Annotated in this window: 20 protein-coding genes; 6 read left to right on the top strand and 14 right to left on the bottom strand. The window is 50.9% G+C overall.

The features are described 5' to 3' along the window. Positions 1 to 53: 53 nt before the first annotated feature. The 13 genes from yieF to PS053_RS14235 form a co-directional block, all read right to left on the bottom strand. Positions 54 to 620, bottom strand: a complete 567-nt coding sequence (gene yieF / locus PS053_RS14295) for a class I chromate reductase YieF (protein WP_001291120.1) — start codon at positions 618 to 620, stop codon at positions 54 to 56. A gap of 21 nt (positions 621 to 641) precedes the next feature. Beyond that, positions 642 to 1391, bottom strand: a complete 750-nt coding sequence (locus tag PS053_RS14290) for a 4'-phosphopantetheinyl transferase family protein (protein ID WP_010331503.1) — start codon at positions 1389 to 1391, stop codon at positions 642 to 644. Between the two features lie 156 nt (positions 1392 to 1547). Further along, on the bottom strand, positions 1548 to 2507 hold the full coding sequence (yidZ, locus tag PS053_RS14285; protein WP_010343092.1) for an HTH-type transcriptional regulator YidZ: 960 nt from the start codon (positions 2505 to 2507) through the stop codon (positions 1548 to 1550). After that, entirely contained in the window at positions 2482 to 3657 is a 1176-nt protein-coding gene (mdtL, locus tag PS053_RS14280) for a multidrug efflux MFS transporter MdtL (RefSeq protein WP_059224776.1), read from the bottom strand. Before mdtL ends, yidZ begins: the two co-directional genes overlap by 26 nt. A gap of 131 nt (positions 3658 to 3788) precedes the next feature. Further along, complete coding sequence (gene tnaB / locus PS053_RS14275; protein ID WP_000131897.1) at positions 3789 to 5036, bottom strand: low affinity tryptophan permease TnaB; 1248 nt, start codon at positions 5034 to 5036, stop codon at positions 3789 to 3791. Between the two features lie 91 nt (positions 5037 to 5127). Continuing rightward, positions 5128 to 6543, bottom strand: a complete 1416-nt coding sequence (gene tnaA / locus PS053_RS14270) for a tryptophanase (RefSeq protein WP_273774131.1) — start codon at positions 6541 to 6543, stop codon at positions 5128 to 5130. Between the two features lie 222 nt (positions 6544 to 6765). Beyond that, positions 6766 to 6840 (bottom strand): tryptophanase leader peptide, encoded by a 75-nt coding sequence (tnaC, locus tag PS053_RS14265; protein WP_001364348.1) that lies wholly within the window; start codon positions 6838 to 6840, stop codon positions 6766 to 6768. 227 nt (positions 6841 to 7067) lie between these two features. Further along, complete coding sequence (gene mnmE / locus PS053_RS14260; RefSeq protein ID WP_059239851.1) at positions 7068 to 8432, bottom strand: tRNA uridine-5-carboxymethylaminomethyl(34) synthesis GTPase MnmE; 1365 nt, start codon at positions 8430 to 8432, stop codon at positions 7068 to 7070. Positions 8433 to 8537: 105 nt separating this feature from the next. Continuing rightward, on the bottom strand, positions 8538 to 10184 hold the full coding sequence (yidC, locus tag PS053_RS14255) for a membrane protein insertase YidC (protein WP_059217667.1): 1647 nt from the start codon (positions 10182 to 10184) through the stop codon (positions 8538 to 8540). A 2-nt stretch (positions 10185 to 10186) separates the two neighbouring features. Continuing rightward, positions 10187 to 10444 carry a membrane protein insertion efficiency factor YidD gene (yidD, locus tag PS053_RS14250; RefSeq protein WP_001307474.1) on the bottom strand — a complete coding sequence of 86 codons (258 nt, stop codon included), beginning with the start codon at positions 10442 to 10444 and terminating at the stop codon, positions 10187 to 10189. Beyond that, positions 10408 to 10767, bottom strand: a complete 360-nt coding sequence (gene rnpA / locus PS053_RS14245; protein ID WP_000239730.1) for a ribonuclease P protein component — start codon at positions 10765 to 10767, stop codon at positions 10408 to 10410. The genes yidD and rnpA overlap by 37 nt, the downstream gene beginning before the upstream one ends. Before the next feature lie 16 nt (positions 10768 to 10783). Continuing rightward, positions 10784 to 10924 (bottom strand): 50S ribosomal protein L34, encoded by a 141-nt coding sequence (rpmH, locus tag PS053_RS14240; RefSeq protein WP_000831330.1) that lies wholly within the window; start codon positions 10922 to 10924, stop codon positions 10784 to 10786. A 229-nt stretch (positions 10925 to 11153) separates the two neighbouring features. Further along, positions 11154 to 11234 (bottom strand): hypothetical protein, encoded by an 81-nt coding sequence (locus PS053_RS14235; RefSeq protein WP_123057881.1) that lies wholly within the window; start codon positions 11232 to 11234, stop codon positions 11154 to 11156. Between the two features lie 296 nt (positions 11235 to 11530). On the opposite strand from PS053_RS14235, the gene dnaA reads away from it, so the two are divergent. The 6 genes from dnaA to yidA all read left to right on the top strand — a co-directional run bounded on the left by dnaA (position 11531) and on the right by yidA (position 19117). After that, the gene (gene dnaA, locus PS053_RS14230) at positions 11531 to 12931 is read left to right on the top strand and encodes a chromosomal replication initiator protein DnaA (protein WP_000059097.1); all 1401 of its coding nucleotides are present in this window, start codon (positions 11531 to 11533) and stop codon (positions 12929 to 12931) included. Positions 12932 to 12935: 4 nt separating this feature from the next. Continuing rightward, entirely contained in the window at positions 12936 to 14036 is a 1101-nt protein-coding gene (gene dnaN, locus PS053_RS14225; protein ID WP_000673456.1) for a DNA polymerase III subunit beta, read from the top strand. Beyond that, the gene (gene recF / locus PS053_RS14220) at positions 14036 to 15109 is read left to right on the top strand and encodes a DNA replication/repair protein RecF (protein ID WP_000060124.1); all 1074 of its coding nucleotides are present in this window, start codon (positions 14036 to 14038) and stop codon (positions 15107 to 15109) included. The genes dnaN and recF overlap by 1 nt, the downstream gene beginning before the upstream one ends. A 28-nt stretch (positions 15110 to 15137) precedes the next feature. After that, on the top strand, positions 15138 to 17552 hold the full coding sequence (gene gyrB / locus PS053_RS14215; protein WP_044710531.1) for a DNA topoisomerase (ATP-hydrolyzing) subunit B: 2415 nt from the start codon (positions 15138 to 15140) through the stop codon (positions 17550 to 17552). A gap of 239 nt (positions 17553 to 17791) precedes the next feature. After that, positions 17792 to 18190, top strand: a complete 399-nt coding sequence (locus PS053_RS14210) for a YidB family protein (protein ID WP_000522194.1) — start codon at positions 17792 to 17794, stop codon at positions 18188 to 18190. 114 nt (positions 18191 to 18304) lie between these two features. Continuing rightward, positions 18305 to 19117 (top strand): sugar-phosphatase, encoded by an 813-nt coding sequence (yidA, locus tag PS053_RS14205; RefSeq protein ID WP_000985584.1) that lies wholly within the window; start codon positions 18305 to 18307, stop codon positions 19115 to 19117. Between the two features lie 43 nt (positions 19118 to 19160). Here the strand turns inward: yidA and PS053_RS14200 are convergent, their stop codons facing one another. Beyond that, a complete protein-coding gene (locus PS053_RS14200) occupies positions 19161 to 19817 on the bottom strand; it encodes a YidX family protein (protein ID WP_204619793.1) in 657 nt (218 codons plus the stop codon). Between the last annotated feature and the right edge of the window lie 53 nt (positions 19818 to 19870).

The raw sequence follows: 19870 nt of genomic DNA, 5'->3' as shown, positions 1-19870 counted from the left end.
AATCGACAGGACGCTAAAAACCCGCCATGTGTTATTGCTGGCGGGTTTTTTATTTAGTTTTTCACCCGCTGAATAAACTCACCAAATGCGGTCAATTGCCCGGCCAGATGATCCAGCGTTCCCTGATCAATCACTTCGCCCGTCTGTGGATCAACTTTGTTCTGAATCACGCCGCCCATAAATTCTGGCTTGTTCATCACCATTGCATCGAGGAAGACCAGAATCTGACGTAAGTGGTACTGACAACGTGCGCCGCCAATCACGCCCATTGAACAGGTCTGAATCAACACCGGTTTACCGGCTAATGGCTGGTCCGGCAGGCGGGAAAGCCAGTCGATGGCATTTTTCAGCCCTCCGGGTACTGAGTAGTTATATTCCGGCGTCACGATGACGACACCATCGGCCTGACGTATCTGTTCCGCCAGAGCTTCAACTGTCGCTGGAAAACCGTCTTCCTGCTGTACGTCTGCGTCATACAAGGGAATATCAGCAATGGAAGGCAATGCATTAACCTCCATACTTGCCGGAGCAATTTTCGGCAGCGTACGTGCAACCATGCCATTAAATGAACCTTTGCGCAGGCTCCCCAGTAATGTAACCACCTTCAATTTTTCAGACATAATAACTCCTGTGGTTGTCTATCAATTTGGTGAAAAAGACTTCACGGTAGAGAGCTGGGCAAAGCGCATCAGACGTCCGGTTGGGTTATTGGCGCGGCTATGTATGTCAGGCAATGTTTTCCAACCGAGCTTGCCATCGAACTGCCAGACATTAAGTTTTTCGATCGCGGGGGTCGCCGCAACAGACCACACCAGTACGTCCTCTGCGTCGCATAACGCTTCTACATGATTTACATGAGCACATTTCAGGCGTCCCGCAATAGGCATCAATTGCAGATCGCGCGGATCGTCATTCAATACATCACCGGTAAGTTTTAGCACGCTTCGGCGCAAAGTGATGAGTTGCGCTCGCGCTTCGTTAGGATCGTTTTGCTTACTGATCCACAGCGTTTCGTTGCTGGAAAAAATAGGGTTATCGGGAGCGTGAGGACTATGAAAACTGCGGGTCGCTCGCTGTAACTCCATATCGAGGCCACATTCCCCCTCTGTTGCGAGCGCCACGCCAATCATATTTCCGGCATAGGAAATTGAAAATGCAGGCAAGTTGCTATCGCGAAAAACCGGCTTTCCCTTATTCTGAATGACGATTTCCGGTAATTCGCTAATGCCATATAGCATGAACATCAGTTCTGCGAGTAAACCTCTGGATGCCAGAAAACGACTTTGACGATGAGGGGGAAGATTCCGGGCTTCTTGATGACACTGGGAGGGGAGACGAACAGAGATCAGGTGTCCTTCCGTTAAAATCCCTCGGGCAAAATGAGTTGCCATTTTTCGCTCCATGCTTAATGGTCCATTATGAATACAAGAGTAATCATTTACAGGAACAATGGACAGGCGAAAGCGGCAAAAAGTTCGATTCAGACAATGTTATTACATGATTTTTACATTTTGCTGCGGAAAATGGTTGCGTCCCATCAGGCAAAATTAGCGCATTGAGATGTAAAGATCTTTAATGGTTTCGCGTAACCAGACAATCTTCGGGTTATGGCTGTTCCGTTTGTGCCACAGTAGAGTAAACGGCACTTCCAGCTTTTTTTGCTGGGCTTCGTCAAACGGGAGAGGAAGGGCAACCAACGGTAGTTGATGGAGCTGGTTGTAGTACTGGCAATAGCGTGGCGCGGTCGCCAGCAGTAGGTTATCGGGTTGTGCAGCCATAAACAGCGACTGCTCGAATTCTGGCAGACTCATGGCAATTGTGCGTTCGCGTCCTGACTCCTGCAATACATTGTCCAGCGCCCAGGTGTCGCTCTGTTCCCAACAAATGCTGATATGTGGATATCGCAGAAAGGTATCCAGATTCCACTCTTCGTCCAGTGCCGGATGATCTTCCCGTAGCCAGACACAGGGTGAGTCAGTGAATAATACTTCATAATCAATAGATAACGGCAACAGGCTGAGCTGTTCCCGCGAACGTGGATGACTTTCCCGACCAGAAAAACCAATATCCACTTCGCCACGAATAATGGCATCCAGAGAGTCGTAACCCCAGTTACGCAGTTTGATGGTTGCCTGAGGGTAACGCTGGTAGATCTGCTGAGACAAAGCATTAAGCATAATCATCATCAACGGCGACTCCGCCGCCAGCTCAAATTTCAGGCCGTATGGCATTTCGTGGTGTGGTTTATCCAACAACTGGTTGCTCATTTGCATCCACTCCGCCAGATTCTGCTCCATGCTGATCATCAGCGGCGTCGGCGTCAGTCCGAGCGGTGAATTGATAAATAAAGGATCATCAAACCACGCTCGTAGTTTTGCTAATGATTTGCTCGCCGCCGAAGGGGTGACATTCATTCGCTTTGCTGCTTTGGTCACACTGCGCTCCTGCATCAGCAGTTGCAGACAAAGCAGCAAATTGAGATCAAGCGTGGTGATGGATTTCTTCATGAGCGGCAACGGTGCGTCCAGGCGCGACGAGCATAATCAGCAACAGGCTCACTATGCTACAGGCAATCAGAATCCCGATCAGCATATTCCATGCGCCGACGCCAACCACGGCCGCCAGCCATATCCACAGTGACGAACCACAAACTTGCGCAATGCCTAACGTCGAGCTGGCTACGCCAGCCCGTAGTGAAAACGGTCCTAATGCCTGACTCATTGCGACGCCAAAACCTACCGAGAAACCGGCGCAAATCAGCGTGATACCAAACAGAGAAACCGCATGGGAAGGTGAAACGGCAAGGGTGATCCCCGCCGCCAGGAATAACACCTGCGAGGCGATCATCAGCGTGCGCGGCTTAAATATTCCCAATGCAAATGGTGTGGAGAACGATACGGTCATGCTGACGCCTGCGGTCAGCGCCATAATTGTGGCATATTCTCCGCGTTTGAAACCCATTATCTCCATCAACAATACCGGTGATGTGTTCACAAAGGTGAGAATGACTGAAACACTTAACGTCGTGATGAGCACCCGGCTGAGGAAAAAACGGTTAAGCAACGACTCGGTATTTTCTTGTGGTTTGTTCGACGTTGCAGGTGCGGCAGGGCGCGTTTCTTTTAAAATAAACAAAGACAACATGAGAACTGCAACGCCCATTATTGTCATCGTCCAGAACAGGCTCTGCCATGGGAATTTAAGCATAATCAGGTGTCCGAGCACTGGTGCTAACACCGGAATGATGCAGGTAATACCATTAAGTAATGACAACACTTTTGCCCGACGTCGATCGTCCAGCGTGTCGCGTAAAATCGCGAATGCTACCACGTAACAACAGCCCGCGCCGAGCCCCTGCAGAAATCGCCCTGCAAGAAATAACGTGCTGGTTTCAGCCAGTGAGCAGAATATCGAGGCGATAATAAATAGCGCCGCGCCGGGTATAGCGACAGGTTTTCTCCCTGAGCGATCGGCCACTTTACCGGCAAACAACATTGCTGTCGCCATCCCTGTCAGATAAACCGAGAACGCAATATGCAACTGCGCTTCGCTGGCGTTGAGATCGGCGGCGATGCGCGGTAAGCCGACCAGATACATATCAATACCTGCGGGATAGAGTAAAACCAGGGCAAAACTACAAATCAAAAAGCGGGACATGGGCTAAAGCGTCCTGATGGAAAAGTGATGCAAAGCATACGTGGTGCAGGAGAATCAGGCGAGTTGCCATTTGGACAAAAGAGATTTCCTGGCAGGCAAGAAGCCAGCGAATGGCTGGCTTCTTGAAGGGGTCAGCCAAATTTAGGTAACACGTTAAAGACGTTACCAAACCAGCACAAAATTACGGTTATGCCAAAGAGAATAACAATCGCCGGAATAACATTACCGCCCCAAACAGTGAACATCTGGTTAGGAAACTTCTTGCGGGCTTTGATTGCCAGTACAGCGGGGATAATTACTGCCCAGATAGTGGCGCACAGCCCGGCACCGCCAATCCCGTAAATAAAGCCATTTGGGAAGATAAGATACAACAAAGCGGGTGGCAGGAAGGTTAACAGTACGGTTTTGAAACGCCCGGCGTGGGAGTTATCAATCTTAAACAGATCCGCCAGATAATCGAACAATCCCAGCGTGACGCCAAAGAACGAACTGGCAACCGCTAAGTTTGAGAACACCAACAAACAAAACTCGATAATGCCACGCTGTTTGGTGCCGAGGAACGATTTTACCAGCGAATCGACGTTGCCGCCTGAAGAGATAATCGCTTTAAAGCTTTCACGCGGAATATTCCCCATTGTGCAGTACAACCAGAAGAGATAAATCACCAACGCCAGCAGCGAACCAAGCACCACGCTTTTGATTAACTTATCTTTACGTTTTCCATAGCAAATAATCAGGCTGGGTATATTGCCGTGGAAACCGAATGACGCCAGACACACCGGCAAAGCCATAAATATATACGGGAAGTAAGACGTTCCCGCAGTGGTGCTGGTGGAATCGCGCAGAATGGAATAATCAACCTGGAAGAAGAAAGAACCAAACACGATCACAAAGGAGATAATCTTCAGCCCGAGGAACAATGAGGTTATACGGCTGGCGGCTAACGAACTTATCCACAGTACGCAGGCGACGAAAATGGCTGTGCAGATCCCGACAATGCGTGGATTTGCGTGATAGTCTAAATTCATCGATATTGTTTCGCTAATGATTGCGCCATTAGCAGAGATATAAGCGTAAGTGAGAATATAGAGAACGAAGGCAACGGTTATACCGCTAATAATGTTCCAGGTGTTGCCGATTAAATCTTTGGTGATGGTGTTAAAACTGGATCCGACGGGATAATTTAAATTCGCTTCTAATAACAATAACCCGGAATGAAGCATTGAAAACCAGGCAATGATAAGGATAAAGGCACCCCAAAAGAACCAGGCGCCGGCAAGATCAACAGGTAAAGCAAACATACCTCCACCGATTACTGTACCTGCTATAACCATAACACCCCAAAATGCAGAGTGCTTTTTTTCTGCTTGATCAGTCATAATGCCACCTTTAGAGGAAGGCTATTTTTGTTATTGAGGATGTAGGGAATGAGAGTGGCTAACATCCTTATAGCCACTCTGAATGTATTAATTAAACTTCTTTTAGTTTTGCGGTGAAGTGACGCAATACTTTCGGTTCGTAAGTAAAGGTTAACCCTTTAATATTCGCCGCGTTCTCTTTCACATGCTTAAAGGCTTCAATAATGAAGTCCATATGCGTTTGAGTGTAAGTCGCACGTGGAATAGTTAAACGCAGCAGTTCAGCCGGGCACGGCAATTGTTTACCGGTTTTCGGATCGCGACCTAACAGGAAAGAGCCAATTTCTACCGCACGGATACCGGCGACTTTATACAGCTCGCACGCCAGCGCCTGTGCCGGGAACTGGTCTGCCGGGATATGCGGCAACAGTTTTCCAGCATCAACGAATGCCGCGTGACCGCCAGCCTGCTGGCAAACAACGCCAATCTCTTCCAGACCATCGACCAGATACTGCACTTGCGCAATGCGATAGGCCAGCCAGTCAAGGTTCATACCGTCATACAAGCCAACGGCCAGACGCTCCATTGCACCGCCTTCCAGGCCGCCGTAAGTCGGGAAGCCTTCCTGAACCACGCAAAGGGTTCTGCACTCGGTATAGACATCAAAGAAGCTGTCATCTTTCACGCACAACAAGCCGCCCATCGGCACCATCGCATCTTTCTTGGCGGACATTGCCAGCATATCGGCATATTTGTAGGTTTCGCGAGTGATCTGCTCGATAGTCCAGTCTTTGTATTCTGCTTCACGCTGCTTGATGAAATAGGCGTTTTCGGCGAAGCGTGCGGAGTCCATCACCACCGGAATGTCATATTTCTTCGCGATACTGTACATCGCTTTCATGTTCGCCAGTGAAACCGGCTGACCGCCTGCGGAGTTACTGGTAATGGTGGCGACAATATATGGCACGTTATTCGGACCAACTTCTTCAATACCGCGTTTTAATCCTTCGAGGTCAAAGTTGCCTTTAAAGTCGTAACGTACGCCGGTATCAAACGCTTCTTTGATATAGACGTTACGCACGGTACAACCATTGATCTGGCTATGGCCCTGAGTGGTATCAAAGAAATAGTTAGAGAACGCCACCATTTTGCTGCGATCCAGGCCTTTTTCCTGCTCGCGCTTTTTAATCAGCACCGGAATATAGATTTGCTCGGCGCCGCGGCCCTGGTGAGTTGGAATAGTGTATTGATAGCCAAAAATATTTTTTACTGATTCAGCTAACGCGTAGTAACTGCGGCTACCGCTGTAAGCTTCGTCGCCGCGCATCATCGCTGCCTGCATGTTCTGCGTCACTGCCCCGGTACCACTGTCGGTCAGTAAATCGATAAATACATCTTCGCTATCCAGCAGGAAGGGATTCATACCGGATTTAATAATTGCTTCTTCACGGTAAGCACGGGTTGTGCGTTTTACTGGTTCGATAACACGAATGCGGAACGGTTCAGGGAGATGTTTAAAGTTTTCCATTACATAATCCTTCATTTATTTTAATTACAGTGTTCCCTGTGAATATTGAGTCTGCAATATCCATTGATTTGCCATTTATATATATACAAGTGTACCTATTCACGTGAAATAGTAATTAAACCAGTAACAACCTGTATAAATGACAAAATAAAGACGTAGCAAACTAATAGATCACATTGAATCTAATCGGTTTGGCGCTGGTGATGGTTATAGAAGGGCAAATCAAGGGCGATGATCAACAATCTTGTTGTCGATATTGAACCATTTTGAGGTCACACATATATGTAAGATATTCATAATGCACTTATCCTCGAAAGACACGACGCTACAGTATAATACTCAAGGTTTTTGTCTATTCTGAAATTGTTTAAATGTGAATCGAATCACAAACGATCGCGATACAATATTAAACACCAGTTTAAGGATAATAAATTGCGGGAGATTTTTAATTTTTATCAAAATAATAGTACATACAAAAAACGAAGCCGCATCAGGCAATCAGGATGCGGCTTCGTATGTGGGGGTTACTTACCGATACAGAAGCTGGAGAAAATCCGCCCCAGCAGGTCGTCAGAAGTAAATTCCCCGGTGATTTCGCTTAAGTTCTGCTGCGCCAGGCGCAACTCTTCCGCCAGCAGCTCGCCAGCCCAGGCACCTAACAGTTGCGCTTTACCCTGTTGCAGATGCTCTGCCGCCTGTTCCAGCGCCTGTAAGTGACGACGACGCGCCAGGAAGCCGCCTTCCATGTTGGTGTCAAAGCCCATGCTCTGTTTGAGATGGTTACGCAACACGTCCACACCTTCGCCAGTCCGTGCCGAAAGACGAATTAACGCGTGACCGTTCACTTCACTCATCCCCAGCGTTTCGCCGGTGATATCGGCTTTATTGCGCACGACGGTGATCGGCAGTTTTGCAGGCAGGCGGGCGATAAATTCCGGCCAGATCTCTGCTGGATCAACGGCGTCCGTGGTGGTGCCATCAACCATAAACAGAACGCGATCGGCTTGTTCAATTTCTTGCCACGCCCGCTCGATACCAATGCGTTCTACTTCATCGCTGGCTTCACGTAGCCCGGCGGTATCGATGATATGCAGCGGCATCCCGTCAATGTGGATATGCTCACGCAGCACGTCACGCGTGGTTCCGGCGATATCGGTTACGATTGCCGCTTCACGGCCTGCCAGCGCGTTTAACAGGCTCGATTTACCCGCGTTTGGACGCCCGGCAATCACGACTTTCATCCCTTCGCGCAACAGGCTGCCCTGACGCGCTTCTGCGCGTACCGCGTCGAGATCGGCAATCACATCATTGAGTTGGGCTTCAATTTTGCCGTCGGAGAGGAAATCGATCTCTTCATCAGGGAAATCAATTGCCGCTTCGACGTAAATGCGCAAGTGGGTGAGGGCTTCCACCAGATGGTTAACTCGCGCGGAGAACGCGCCTTGCAGCGAGTTTAGCGCCGAGCGGGCCGCCTGTTCCGAGCTGGCGTCGATAAGATCGGCGATTGCTTCGGCCTGGGCCAAATCGAGTTTATCGTTAAGAAACGCGCGTTCGGAAAACTCACCGGGGCGGGCAATTCGCAGGCCAGGAATGGTCAAAATGCGTTTTAACAGCAGGTCGAGGATCACCGGACCGCCATGACCTTGCAGTTCCAGTACATCTTCACCGGTAAATGAATTTGGGCCAGGGAACCATAGCGCAATCCCCTGATCGAGCACGCTGTCGTCGGCGTCTTTAAACGGAAGATAATCGGCGTAGCGCGGCTTAGGCAGTTTACCCAGCACGGTTTCGGCAACTTCACGGGCTTTGAGGCCGGAAATGCGCAGGATGCCAACGCCGCCACGTCCCGGAGGCGTGGCCTGGGCTACGATAGTGTCATTATCGCTCATGATGTTCCTGTTGCTTTGTGTGGCGGATGCGCGGTGCTTATCCGCCCTACGAAAAGAAAAAAGGCGGTCAACTGACCGCCCTTATTTTAGCGAAAACTTACCGAATCAGGATTTTTTCTTCTCGCGGCTATGCAGACCACGTTTTTCCAGACCACGGTAAATCAGCTGCTGCTGAATAATGGTAACCAGGTTGCTGACGATATAGTACAGCACCAGACCTGACGGGAACCACAGGAAGAACACGGTGAAGATGACCGGCATAAAGGTCATGATCTTCTGCTGCATCGGGTCGGTTACGGTGGTCGGCGACATCTTCTGAATGAAGAACATCGTTACGCCCATCAGGATCGGCAGGATGTAGTACGGGTCCTGTGCTGACAGGTCGTGGATCCACAGTGCAAACGGCGCCTGGCGCAGTTCAACGGAACCCATCAGCATGTAGTACAACGCCAGGAAGATGGGCATCTGAATCAGCAGCGGGAAGCAGCCGCCCAGCGGGTTAACCTTCTCAGCTTTGTACAGCGCCATCATTTCCTGGCTGATTCGCTGTTTGTCATCGCCCAGACGCTCGCGCATCGCCTGAATCTTCGGCTGCAGCATACGCATCTTCGCCATGGAGGTGTACTGCGCTTTGGTCAGCGGGTACATGATGCCACGAACGATAAAGGTGATGATGATAATGGAGAAGCCCCAGTTACCCACAAAGCTATGGATCCATTTCAGTAATTTGAACAGCGGCTGAGAGATGAACCACAACCAACCGTAATCCACGGTCAGATCCAGGTGCGGAGCAACGGCTGCCATTTTATCCTGAATTTCCGGGCCAACCCACAGGGTGCTGTTCATCGCGCCAGTCTGACCCGGCTGAACCAGTACCGGCTGAGATTTATAGCCGATAGCAGCGATGCCGTTGCCCAGATTAGCGGTGTAGAAGTTGTTAGTACCGTCGTTATGCGGGATCCACGCAGTCGCGAAATACTGTTGCAGCATCGCTACCCAACCCCCTTTCGAAGAGATGTTCAGGTTTTCGTTATCAGCAATAGTATCGAACTTGTATTTCTCGTACTTCTCGTCAGGCGTGGAGTATGCTGCGCCACGGAAGGTGTGCAGTGCAAAGTTGCTGCTTCCAGTGTCGAGATGCGGCGGTAGATTGATGGATTGCTTCAACTGACCAAAGGTGGAGATCTCCAGCGGTTTTTCGCCAGCGTTCTGCACGTTGTAGTTGACGTTGACAGCGTAATCACCACGTTTCAGGACAAACGTTTTGGTAAACGTGTTGCCTGCCGCGTCGGTATACGTCATCGGCACCTGCAATTCATTTTGGCCATCAGCCAGTACATAAGCATCTTTTTCGACGTTATACAGCGGACGCGGGCCGTTAGCCGGGTTATCCGGGCCATCACGACCGGTCAGACCGCTCTGAGCCTGATAAATAAACTGCGGTGAGGTTTCCAGCAGCTGGAATGGCTGGGTAGAGTTCAGCTCTTTCGGGTAAGCCGGCAGCAGGGCCTGCTCAACATCACCACCACGGGTGTTGATGGTCAGATCAAGCACATCGGTTTTAACCGAGATCAGTTTCCCCTGGCCACTGGCCGGTACGCCCTGGTCGGCGGCGCTACCCGCTGCGGTGGTCGTTGTCTGCGTGGTCTGTTGGACCTGAGGTTGCGGGTTTTTATCCTGCTCCCAGGCTTGCCAGATCATGAAAGACACGAACAGCAAAGCGATGACTAAAAGATTGCGTTGCGAATCCATCGTTAGTGTTCTCTGGTATCAAATGGTCCGGGCGGGACGGGATCGTCACCACCAGGGTGTAAAGGGTGGCATTTTAATACGCGTTTCACCGTCAACCAACTGCCTTTTATCACTCCAAACCTGCGCAATGCCTCAATTCCGTAGCTTGAACAGGTTGGAGTGAAACGACAATGCGGCCCGAGTAGCGGACTAATCAGGCGTTGATAGACCCGAATGAGGGCTATCAGGACCCGCGAGCCAGGCGACAGTGGCGGCGCCATAATTTTTCCAACGCTTCCGAGAGAGCACGGTTATCGAGGTCGGCAACCCCTTTTTTCGCCACCACCACGAAATCCATAGCCGGAAGTTCATGTTGGCGCAGACGGAAGCTTTCACGCGTCAGACGTTTAATCCGATTGCGTTCATGCGCACGTCGAACGTTTTTCTTGGCGACTGTAAGACCGATACGGGGATGCCCCAGCGAATTCAGGCGGCCGAGAATAGTAATTTGCGGCGTGCCAGCCCGTTGTGGCTGCTGGAAGACGAATGTGAATTGACTGGGAGTTAACAAGCGTAACTCCCTGGGAAATGCGAGCTTAACCACTCAGGGGTTAGCTTTATTACTTAGAAACGGTCAGACGAGCACGGCCTTTAGCACGACGACGTGCCAGTACCTGACGACCATTTTTAGTAGCCATACGAGCACGGAAGCCGTGAGAACGGTTGCGCTTCAGTACAGACGGTTGAAAAGTGCGTTTCATGGCGATTTCTACCTAAACTTGAATAAATTCAATGGCTTTATTGGATATCCGAACGAAAATGAAACGCTGGACACCGAAGCCATGGGTGATTAAAGAGGCCGGATTGTAATAATTGTACACTCCGGAGTCAATTCTCTTTCCTTATTTACCGCGCTTTTCCGCACCTTTTCACGGGGAAAAAGTACGGGCTCATACCAGTTAAAACCAGCATTGTGCGCCGGGTGGAGGATTATACGGGCTGGAGGGTAAAGCGCAAGGATCGTCCAGGATCTTTATTAGATCGATTAAGCCAATTTTTGTCTGTGGTCATTAAATTTTCCAATATGCGGCGTAAATCGTGCCCGTCTGGCGTCAGGATCGTTTACACTTAGCGGGTTCTGGAAAGCCCTGTGGATAAATCGGGAAAATCTGTGAGAAACAGAAGATCTCTTGCGCAGTTTAGGCTATGATCCGCGGTCCCGATCGTTTTGCAGGATCTTGATCGGGCATATAACCGCAGACAGCGGTTCGTGCGTCACCCTTATGTAGGGTCTTTTCGACGTACGTCAACAATCATGAATGTTTCAGCCTTAGTCATTATCGACTTTTGTTCGAGTGGAGTCCGCCGTGTCACTTTCGCTTTGGCAGCAGTGTCTTGCCCGATTGCAGGATGAGTTACCAGCCACAGAATTCAGTATGTGGATACGCCCGTTGCAGGCGGAACTGAGCGATAACACGCTGGCCTTGTACGCGCCAAATCGTTTTGTCCTCGATTGGGTACGGGACAAGTACCTTAATAATATCAATGGACTGCTAACCAGTTTCTGCGGAGCGGATGCCCCACAGCTGCGTTTTGAAGTGGGCACAAAGCCCGTAACACAAACACTGAAAGCTGCAGCCAGCAATACAGTTGCACCTGCTCAGGCAGCTCAGGTGCAGCCGCAACGTGCTGCGCCTTCTACGCGTTCCGGTTGGGATAACGTTCCTGCTCCGGCGGAACCGACCTATCGTTCCAACGTCAACGTCAAACATACGTTTGATAACTTCGTCGAAGGTAAATCTAACCAACTGGCGCGCGCGGCGGCTCGCCAGGTGGCGGATAACCCCGGTGGCGCTTATAACCCGCTGTTCCTTTATGGCGGCACGGGTCTGGGTAAAACTCACCTGTTGCATGCGGTGGGCAACGGCATTATGGCGCGCAAGCCCAATGCCAAAGTGGTCTATATGCACTCCGAGCGCTTTGTTCAGGACATGGTAAAAGCCCTGCAAAACAACGCGATCGAAGAGTTTAAACGCTACTACCGTTCCGTAGATGCGCTGCTGATCGACGATATTCAATTCTTTGCTAATAAAGAACGATCCCAGGAAGAATTTTTCCACACGTTCAACGCCCTGTTGGAAGGTAACCAGCAGATCATTCTCACGTCGGATCGCTATCCGAAAGAGATCAACGGCGTTGAGGATCGTTTGAAATCCCGCTTCGGCTGGGGACTGACTGTGGCGATCGAACCGCCAGAGTTAGAAACCCGCGTGGCGATCCTGATGAAAAAGGCCGACGAAAACGACATTCGTCTGCCGGGTGAAGTGGCGTTCTTTATCGCCAAGCGTCTACGCTCTAATGTACGTGAGCTGGAAGGGGCGCTGAATCGCGTCATTGCCAACGCTAATTTTACCGGCAGAGCGATCACCATCGATTTCGTGCGTGAAGCGCTGCGCGATCTGTTAGCGCTGCAGGAAAAGCTGGTCACCATCGACAATATCCAAAAGACGGTGGCGGAGTATTACAAGATTAAAGTCGCGGATCTCCTTTCTAAGCGTCGATCTCGCTCCGTAGCGCGTCCGCGCCAGATGGCGATGGCGTTGGCAAAAGAGCTGACTAACCATAGTCTACCGGAGATTGGCGATGCGTTTGGTGGTCGTGACCATACAACGGTGCTTCATGCCTGTCGTAAAATTGAGCAGTTGCGTGAAGAGAGCCATGATATCAAAGAAGATTTTTCAAATTTAATCAGAACATTGTCATCGTAATCCTATGAAATTTACCGTAGAACGTGAGCATTTATTAAAACCGCTACAACAGGTAAGCGGTCCGTTAGGTGGTCGTCCTACGCTACCGATTCTCGGTAATCTGCTGTTACAGGTTGCTGACGGTACGTTGTCGCTGACCGGTACTGATCTCGAGATGGAAATGGTGGCACGTGTTGCGCTTATTCAGCCGCACGAACCAGGGGCGACGACAGTTCCGGCGCGCAAATTCTTTGATATCTGCCGTGGCCTGCCTGAAGGCGCGGAAATCGCCGTCCAACTGGAAGGTGAACGGATGCTGGTGCGCTCCGGGCGTAGCCGTTTCTCGCTTTCTACCTTACCAGCGGCGGATTTCCCGAACCTCGATGACTGGCAGAGTGAAGTGGAATTCACGCTGCCGCAGGCAACAATGAAGCGCCTGATTGAAGCGACCCAGTTTTCCATGGCGCATCAGGACGTTCGCTATTACTTAAACGGTATGCTGTTCGAAACTGAAGGCGAAGAACTGCGTACCGTGGCGACCGACGGGCACCGTCTGGCGGTCTGTTCAATGCCAATTGGTCAGTCTTTGCCGAGCCATTCGGTGATCGTGCCGCGTAAAGGTGTGATTGAACTGATGCGCATGCTCGACGGCGGTGACAATCCGCTGCGCGTGCAGATTGGCAGCAACAACATTCGCGCCCACGTTGGCGACTTTATCTTCACCTCCAAACTGGTGGATGGTCGTTTCCCGGATTACCGCCGCGTATTGCCGAAGAACCCGGACAAGCATCTGGAAGCTGGTTGCGATCTCCTTAAACAGGCGTTTGCCCGTGCGGCAATTCTCTCTAACGAGAAATTCCGCGGCGTGCGTCTGTATGTCAGCGAAAATCAGCTGAAAATTACCGCCAACAACCCGGAACAGGAAGAAGCGGAAGAGATCCTTGATGTCACCTACAGTGGCGCGGAGATGGAAATCGGCTTCAACGTCAGCTATGTACTGGATGTTCTGAACGCGCTGAAATGCGAAAACGTTCGCATGATGCTGACCGATTCGGTTTCCAGCGTGCAGATTGAAGATGCAGCCAGCCAGAGCGCGGCTTATGTTGTCATGCCAATGAGACTGTAATGTCCCTCACCCGCTTGTTGATTCGCGATTTCCGCAACATTGAAACCGCGGATCTCGCTTTATCTCCCGGCTTTAACTTTCTGGTGGGCGCCAACGGCAGTGGCAAAACCAGTGTGCTGGAAGCCATCTATACGCTCGGCCATGGTCGGGCGTTTCGCAGTTTGCAGGTGGGGCGAGTGATTCGCCATGAGCAGGAGGCGTTTGTTCTCCACGGGCGTTTACAGGGCGAAGAGCGCGAGACGGCGATTGGCTTAACCAAAGACAAACAGGGCGACAGCAAAGTCCGCATCGACGGTACTGATGGGCATAAGGTCGCGGAGCTGGCGCACCTGATGCCGATGCAGCTGATAACGCCGGAGGGGTTTACTTTACTCAACGGCGGCCCCAAATACAGAAGAGCATTCCTCGACTGGGGATGCTTTCACAACGAACCTGGATTTTTCACTGCCTGGAGCAATCTCAAACGGTTGCTCAAGCAGCGCAATGCGGCGTTGCGCCAGGTGACACGTTACGAACAGTTACGTCCGTGGGATAAAGAATTAATCCCGCTGGCGGAACAAATCAGCACCTGGCGCGCGGAGTACAGCGCCGGTATCGCGGCTGATATGGCCGATACCTGTAAGCAATTTCTCCCTGAGTTTTCTCTGACTTTCTCCTTCCAGCGCGGCTGGGAGAAAGAGACAGATTACGCTGAGGTGCTGGAACGTAATTTTGAACGCGATCGCCAGCTAACCTACACCGCGCACGGCCCGCACAAAGCGGACTTACGCATTCGCGCCGACGGGGCGCCGGTGGAAGATACCTTATCGCGTGGGCAGCTTAAGCTGTTGATGTGCGCCTTACGTCTGGCGCAAGGAGAGTTCCTCACCCGTGAAAGTGGGCGGCGGTGTCTCTACCTGATAGATGATTTTGCCTCGGAGCTTGATGATGAGCGTCGCGGACTGCTTGCCAGCCGCTTAAAAGCGACGCAATCGCAAGTTTTTGTCAGCGCGATCAGTGCTGAACACGTTATAGACATGTCGGACGAAAATTCGAAGATGTTTACCGTGGAAAAGGGTAAAATAACGGATTAACCCAAGTATAAATGAGCGAGAAACGTTGATGTCGAATTCTTATGACTCCTCCAGTATCAAAGTCCTGAAAGGGCTGGATGCGGTGCGTAAGCGCCCGGGTATGTATATCGGCGACACGGATGACGGCACCGGTCTGCACCACATGGTATTCGAGGTGGTAGATAACGCTATCGACGAAGCGCTCGCGGGTCACTGTAAAGAAATTATCGTCACCATTCACGCCGACAACTCTGTCTCCGTACAGGATGACGGGCGCGGCATTCCGACCGGTATTCACCCGGAAGAGGGCGTATCGGCAGCGGAGGTGATCATGACCGTGCTGCACGCAGGCGGTAAATTTGACGATAATTCCTATAAAGTGTCCGGCGGTCTGCACGGCGTTGGTGTTTCGGTAGTAAACGCCCTGTCGCAAAAACTGGAGCTGGTTATTCAGCGCGAGGGTAAAATTCACCGTCAGATCTACGAACACGGTGTTCCGCAGGCACCGCTGGCGGTTACTGGTGACACCGACAAAACCGGCACCATGGTGCGTTTCTGGCCAAGCCTTGAAACTTTCACCAATGTGACCGAGTTCGAATACGATATTCTGGCGAAGCGTCTGCGTGAGCTGTCCTTCCTCAACTCCGGCGTGTCTATTCGTCTGAAAGACAAACGCGACGGCAAAGAAGACCACTTCCACTATGAAGGCGGCATTAAGGCGTTCGTTGAATATCTGAACAAGAACAAAACGCCGATTCACCCGAACATCTTCTACTTCTCCACCGAAAAAGACGGTATCGGCGTTGAAGTTGCGTTGCAGTGGAACGATGGCTTCCAGGAAAACATCTACTGTTTTACCAACAATATTCCGCAGCGTGACGGCGGTACTCACCTGGCGGGCTTCCGTGCGGCGATGACCCGTACCCTGAATGCCTACATGGATAAAGAAGGCTACAGTAAGAAAGCGAAAGTTAGCGCCACTGGTGACGATGCGCGTGAAGGCCTGATTGCTGTTGTTTCCGTGAAAGTGCCGGACCCGAAATTCTCCTCCCAGACCAAAGACAAACTGGTTTCTTCTGAGGTGAAATCGGCGGTAGAACAGCAGATGAACGAACTGCTGGCGGAATACCTGCTGGAAAACCCGACCGACGCGAAAATCGTGGTGGGTAAAATCATTGATGCTGCTCGTGCGCGTGAAGCCGCGCGTAAAGCCCGTGAAATGACCCGCCGTAAGGGCGCACTGGATTTAGCTGGCCTGCCAGGCAAACTGGCGGACTGTCAGGAACGCGACCCTGCGTTGTCCGAACTGTACCTTGTGGAAGGGGACTCTGCGGGCGGTTCTGCAAAGCAGGGCCGTAACCGCAAGAACCAGGCGATTCTGCCGCTGAAGGGTAAAATCCTCAACGTCGAGAAAGCGCGCTTCGATAAGATGCTCTCTTCTCAGGAAGTGGCGACGCTGATCACTGCGCTTGGCTGCGGCATCGGTCGCGACGAGTACAACCCGGACAAACTGCGTTATCACAACATCATCATCATGACCGATGCGGACGTCGACGGCTCGCACATTCGTACGCTGCTGTTGACTTTCTTCTATCGTCAGATGCCGGAAATCGTTGAACGCGGTCACGTTTATATTGCTCAGCCGCCGCTGTACAAAGTGAAGAAAGGCAAGCAAGAACAGTACATTAAAGATGACGAAGCGATGGATCAGTATCAAATTTCCATCGCGCTGGATGGCGCAACGTTGCACACCAATGCCAGTGCACCAGCGCTGGCTGGCGAAGCACTAGAGAAACTGGTGTCTGAGTACAACGCGACCCAGAAGATGATCAACCGTATGGAACGCCGTTATCCGAAAGCGCTGCTGAAAGAGCTTATCTATCAGCCGACGCTGGCGGAAGCCGATCTTTCTAACGAGCAGACCGTTACCCGTTGGGTGAACGCCCTGGTCAGCGAACTGAACGACAAAGAACAGCACGGCAGCCAGTGGAAGTTTGATGTCCATGCCAATGCCGAGAAAAACCTGTTCGAGCCGATTATTCGCGTGCGTACTCACGGCGTGGATACTGACTATCCGCTGGATCACGAGTTTATCACCGGTGGCGAATATCGTCGTATCTGTACGCTGGGCGAGAAACTGCGTGGCCTTCTGGAAGAAGATGCGTTTATTGAACGTGGCGAGCGTCGTCAGCCGGTAGCCAGCTTTGAGCAGGCGCTGGACTGGCTGGTGAAAGAGTCCCGTCGCGGCCTCTCCATCCAGCGTTATAAAGGTCTGGGCGAGATGAACCCGGAGCAGTTGTGGGAAACCACCATGGACCCGGAAAGTCGTCGTATGCTGCGCGTTACCGTTAAAGATGCGATTGCCGCCGACCAGTTGTTCACCACACTGATGGGTGACGCTGTTGAACCGCGTCGTGCGTTTATCGAAGAGAACGCTCTGAAAGCGGCAAATATCGATATTTAATGGCATTAACAATGTGACCGTGCCTGATGCGCTACGCTTATCAGGCCTACGAGACTCCTGCAATATATTGAATTTGCAATGTTTTGTAGGCCGGATAAGGCGTTCACGCCGCATCCGGCAAGAAGCTATAAGAAAAGGGCTGAGATCTTCTCCGCCCTTTTTATTTTGGCAATCCGCAATTATCATCTCGCAGAACTATACTTTTTGAGTCAACACGTAACGCTTTACAGGTGATTATCATGGGGCTTTTTGATGAAGTTGTCGGCGCCTTTCTGAAAGGCGATGCGGGGAAATATCAGGCTATTTTAAATTGGGTTGAGGAGCAGGGCGGCATTCAGGTGCTGCTGGAAAAACTGCAAAGCGGCGGCTTAGGCGCCATTCTGTCAACCTGGTTGAGTAATCAGCAAACCAATCAGTCGGTGAGCGGCGAGCAACTGGAATCGGCGCTCGGCACCAACGCGATATCCGATCTCGGGCAAAAACTCGGCGTAGATACCAGTGCGGCTTCCAGTTTACTGGCAGAACAATTGCCGAAGATTATTGATGCTCTCTCACCGCAGGGTGAAGTGTCATCACAAACTAATAACGATCTACTTTCCGCTGGTATGGAACTGCTGAAAGGTAAACTTTTCAGTTAAGCAAAAGGGGAGCACGCCATGCGCGTTGCATCCCCCTTTTCCCTCGGGTGTTGTACTGATTTTTGAGCGGAATCGCGTTAGCATGGGTCAGGATCTAATCTACCTGGGGAACTCATGGCTATCAAACTCATTGCTATCGATATGGATGGCACTCTTCTGCTACCCGATCACACCATTTCTCCTGGCGTTAAAAACGCGATTGCCGCGGCTCGTGCCCGCGGTGTGAATGTCGTGCTGACGACGGGCCGCCCTTATGCCGGCGTTCACAGCTACCTGAAAGAGCTACATATGGAACAGCCGGGCGACTACTGCATTACTTACAATGGCGCGTTGGTGCAGAAGGCTGCCGATGGCAGCACCGTGGCGCAAACCGCTCTTAGCTATGACGATTACCGTTTCCTGGAAAAACTCTCTCGCGAAGTGGGTTCTCATTTCCACGCGCTGGACCGCACCACGCTGTACACCGCCAACCGTGATATCAGCTACTACACGGTGCATGAATCTTTCGTTGCCACCATTCCGCTGGTGTTCTGCGAAGCGGAGAAAATGGACCCCAATACTCAGTTCCTGAAAGTGATGATGATTGATGAACCTGCCGTCCTTGACCAGGCCATCGCGCGCATCCCGCAGGAAGTGAAAGACAAATATACCGTGCTGAAAAGTGCGCCGTACTTCCTCGAAATCCTCGATAAACGCGTCAATAAAGGTACGGGCGTGAAATCACTGGCTGATGTGTTGGGCATTAAGCCGGAAGAAATCATGGCGATTGGCGATCAGGAAAACGACATTGCGATGATTGAATATGCAGGCGTCGGTGTGGCGATGGATAACGCTATTCCTTCGGTGAAAGAAGTGGCGAACTTTGTCACCAAATCCAACCTTGAAGATGGCGTGGCGTTTGCTATTGAAAAGTATGTGCTGAATTAATCAGTTGGCGGGCAAACAGCACGAACGTGTTTGCCCGCTGCGATTAACAATTTCTGGTCGTGCATAAAATCAGGAACTGCAGTGGTGACGTTACTATATCCAGCGTAAGAGTGACTGGCAGCAGCGCATTAGCGAGGCCGCGCGGGACGCCACCTGTTGCTTTGTACTTATAAAATCCCACCGTAAAGGGTTGATGGAAAACCATCACGTTTGAGTAATCCGCTTTTTTATTTTTTTGATGAATAGATCCTTTCAAGCCGTCAAGTACCCAGGTACAACGCCGGGTATCACAAATAAAACCATATTGTGTCGCCAGTGCTTTATCCTCCTCATTATCCCAGTCGTAATAGAGCGTTATTGAACCAGAAAAATTAGTATCACTGCTGCTTAAAATAAATTTCGCGTTATCGGAAACGGTGATTCTTTCGCCATGAATTGCCGGATCGTTCAGCATTTTAACTACATCACCACCGCCGGTGGTCAACAGATAGTCCAGCGATTCACCAACAAAAACATAGCCTTTCGTACCGTTGCTGTCTTCAGCCAGCGATAAGCCCTTAATCGTGTCTGATCGCCATTGCTCGGCATGTGGAGGGCTTGCGGTATTAGAAACCAGTCCTGCGGTGATACATCCGGTCAACGCAAATGCCAAAGAACACAAACTGGCAGCCTTGAAAAATCCCTTAAGATTCAACTTCATGATTAATCCTTTAAACAAGAGTGCTAAGCCGTTGAAAGCATACTCTTCTTTCC

Source organism: Escherichia albertii (genome assembly GCF_028622335.1).
GTDB lineage: Bacteria > Pseudomonadota > Gammaproteobacteria > Enterobacterales > Enterobacteriaceae > Escherichia > Escherichia albertii.
This window is presented reverse-complemented; position numbering and strand designations above follow the sequence as displayed.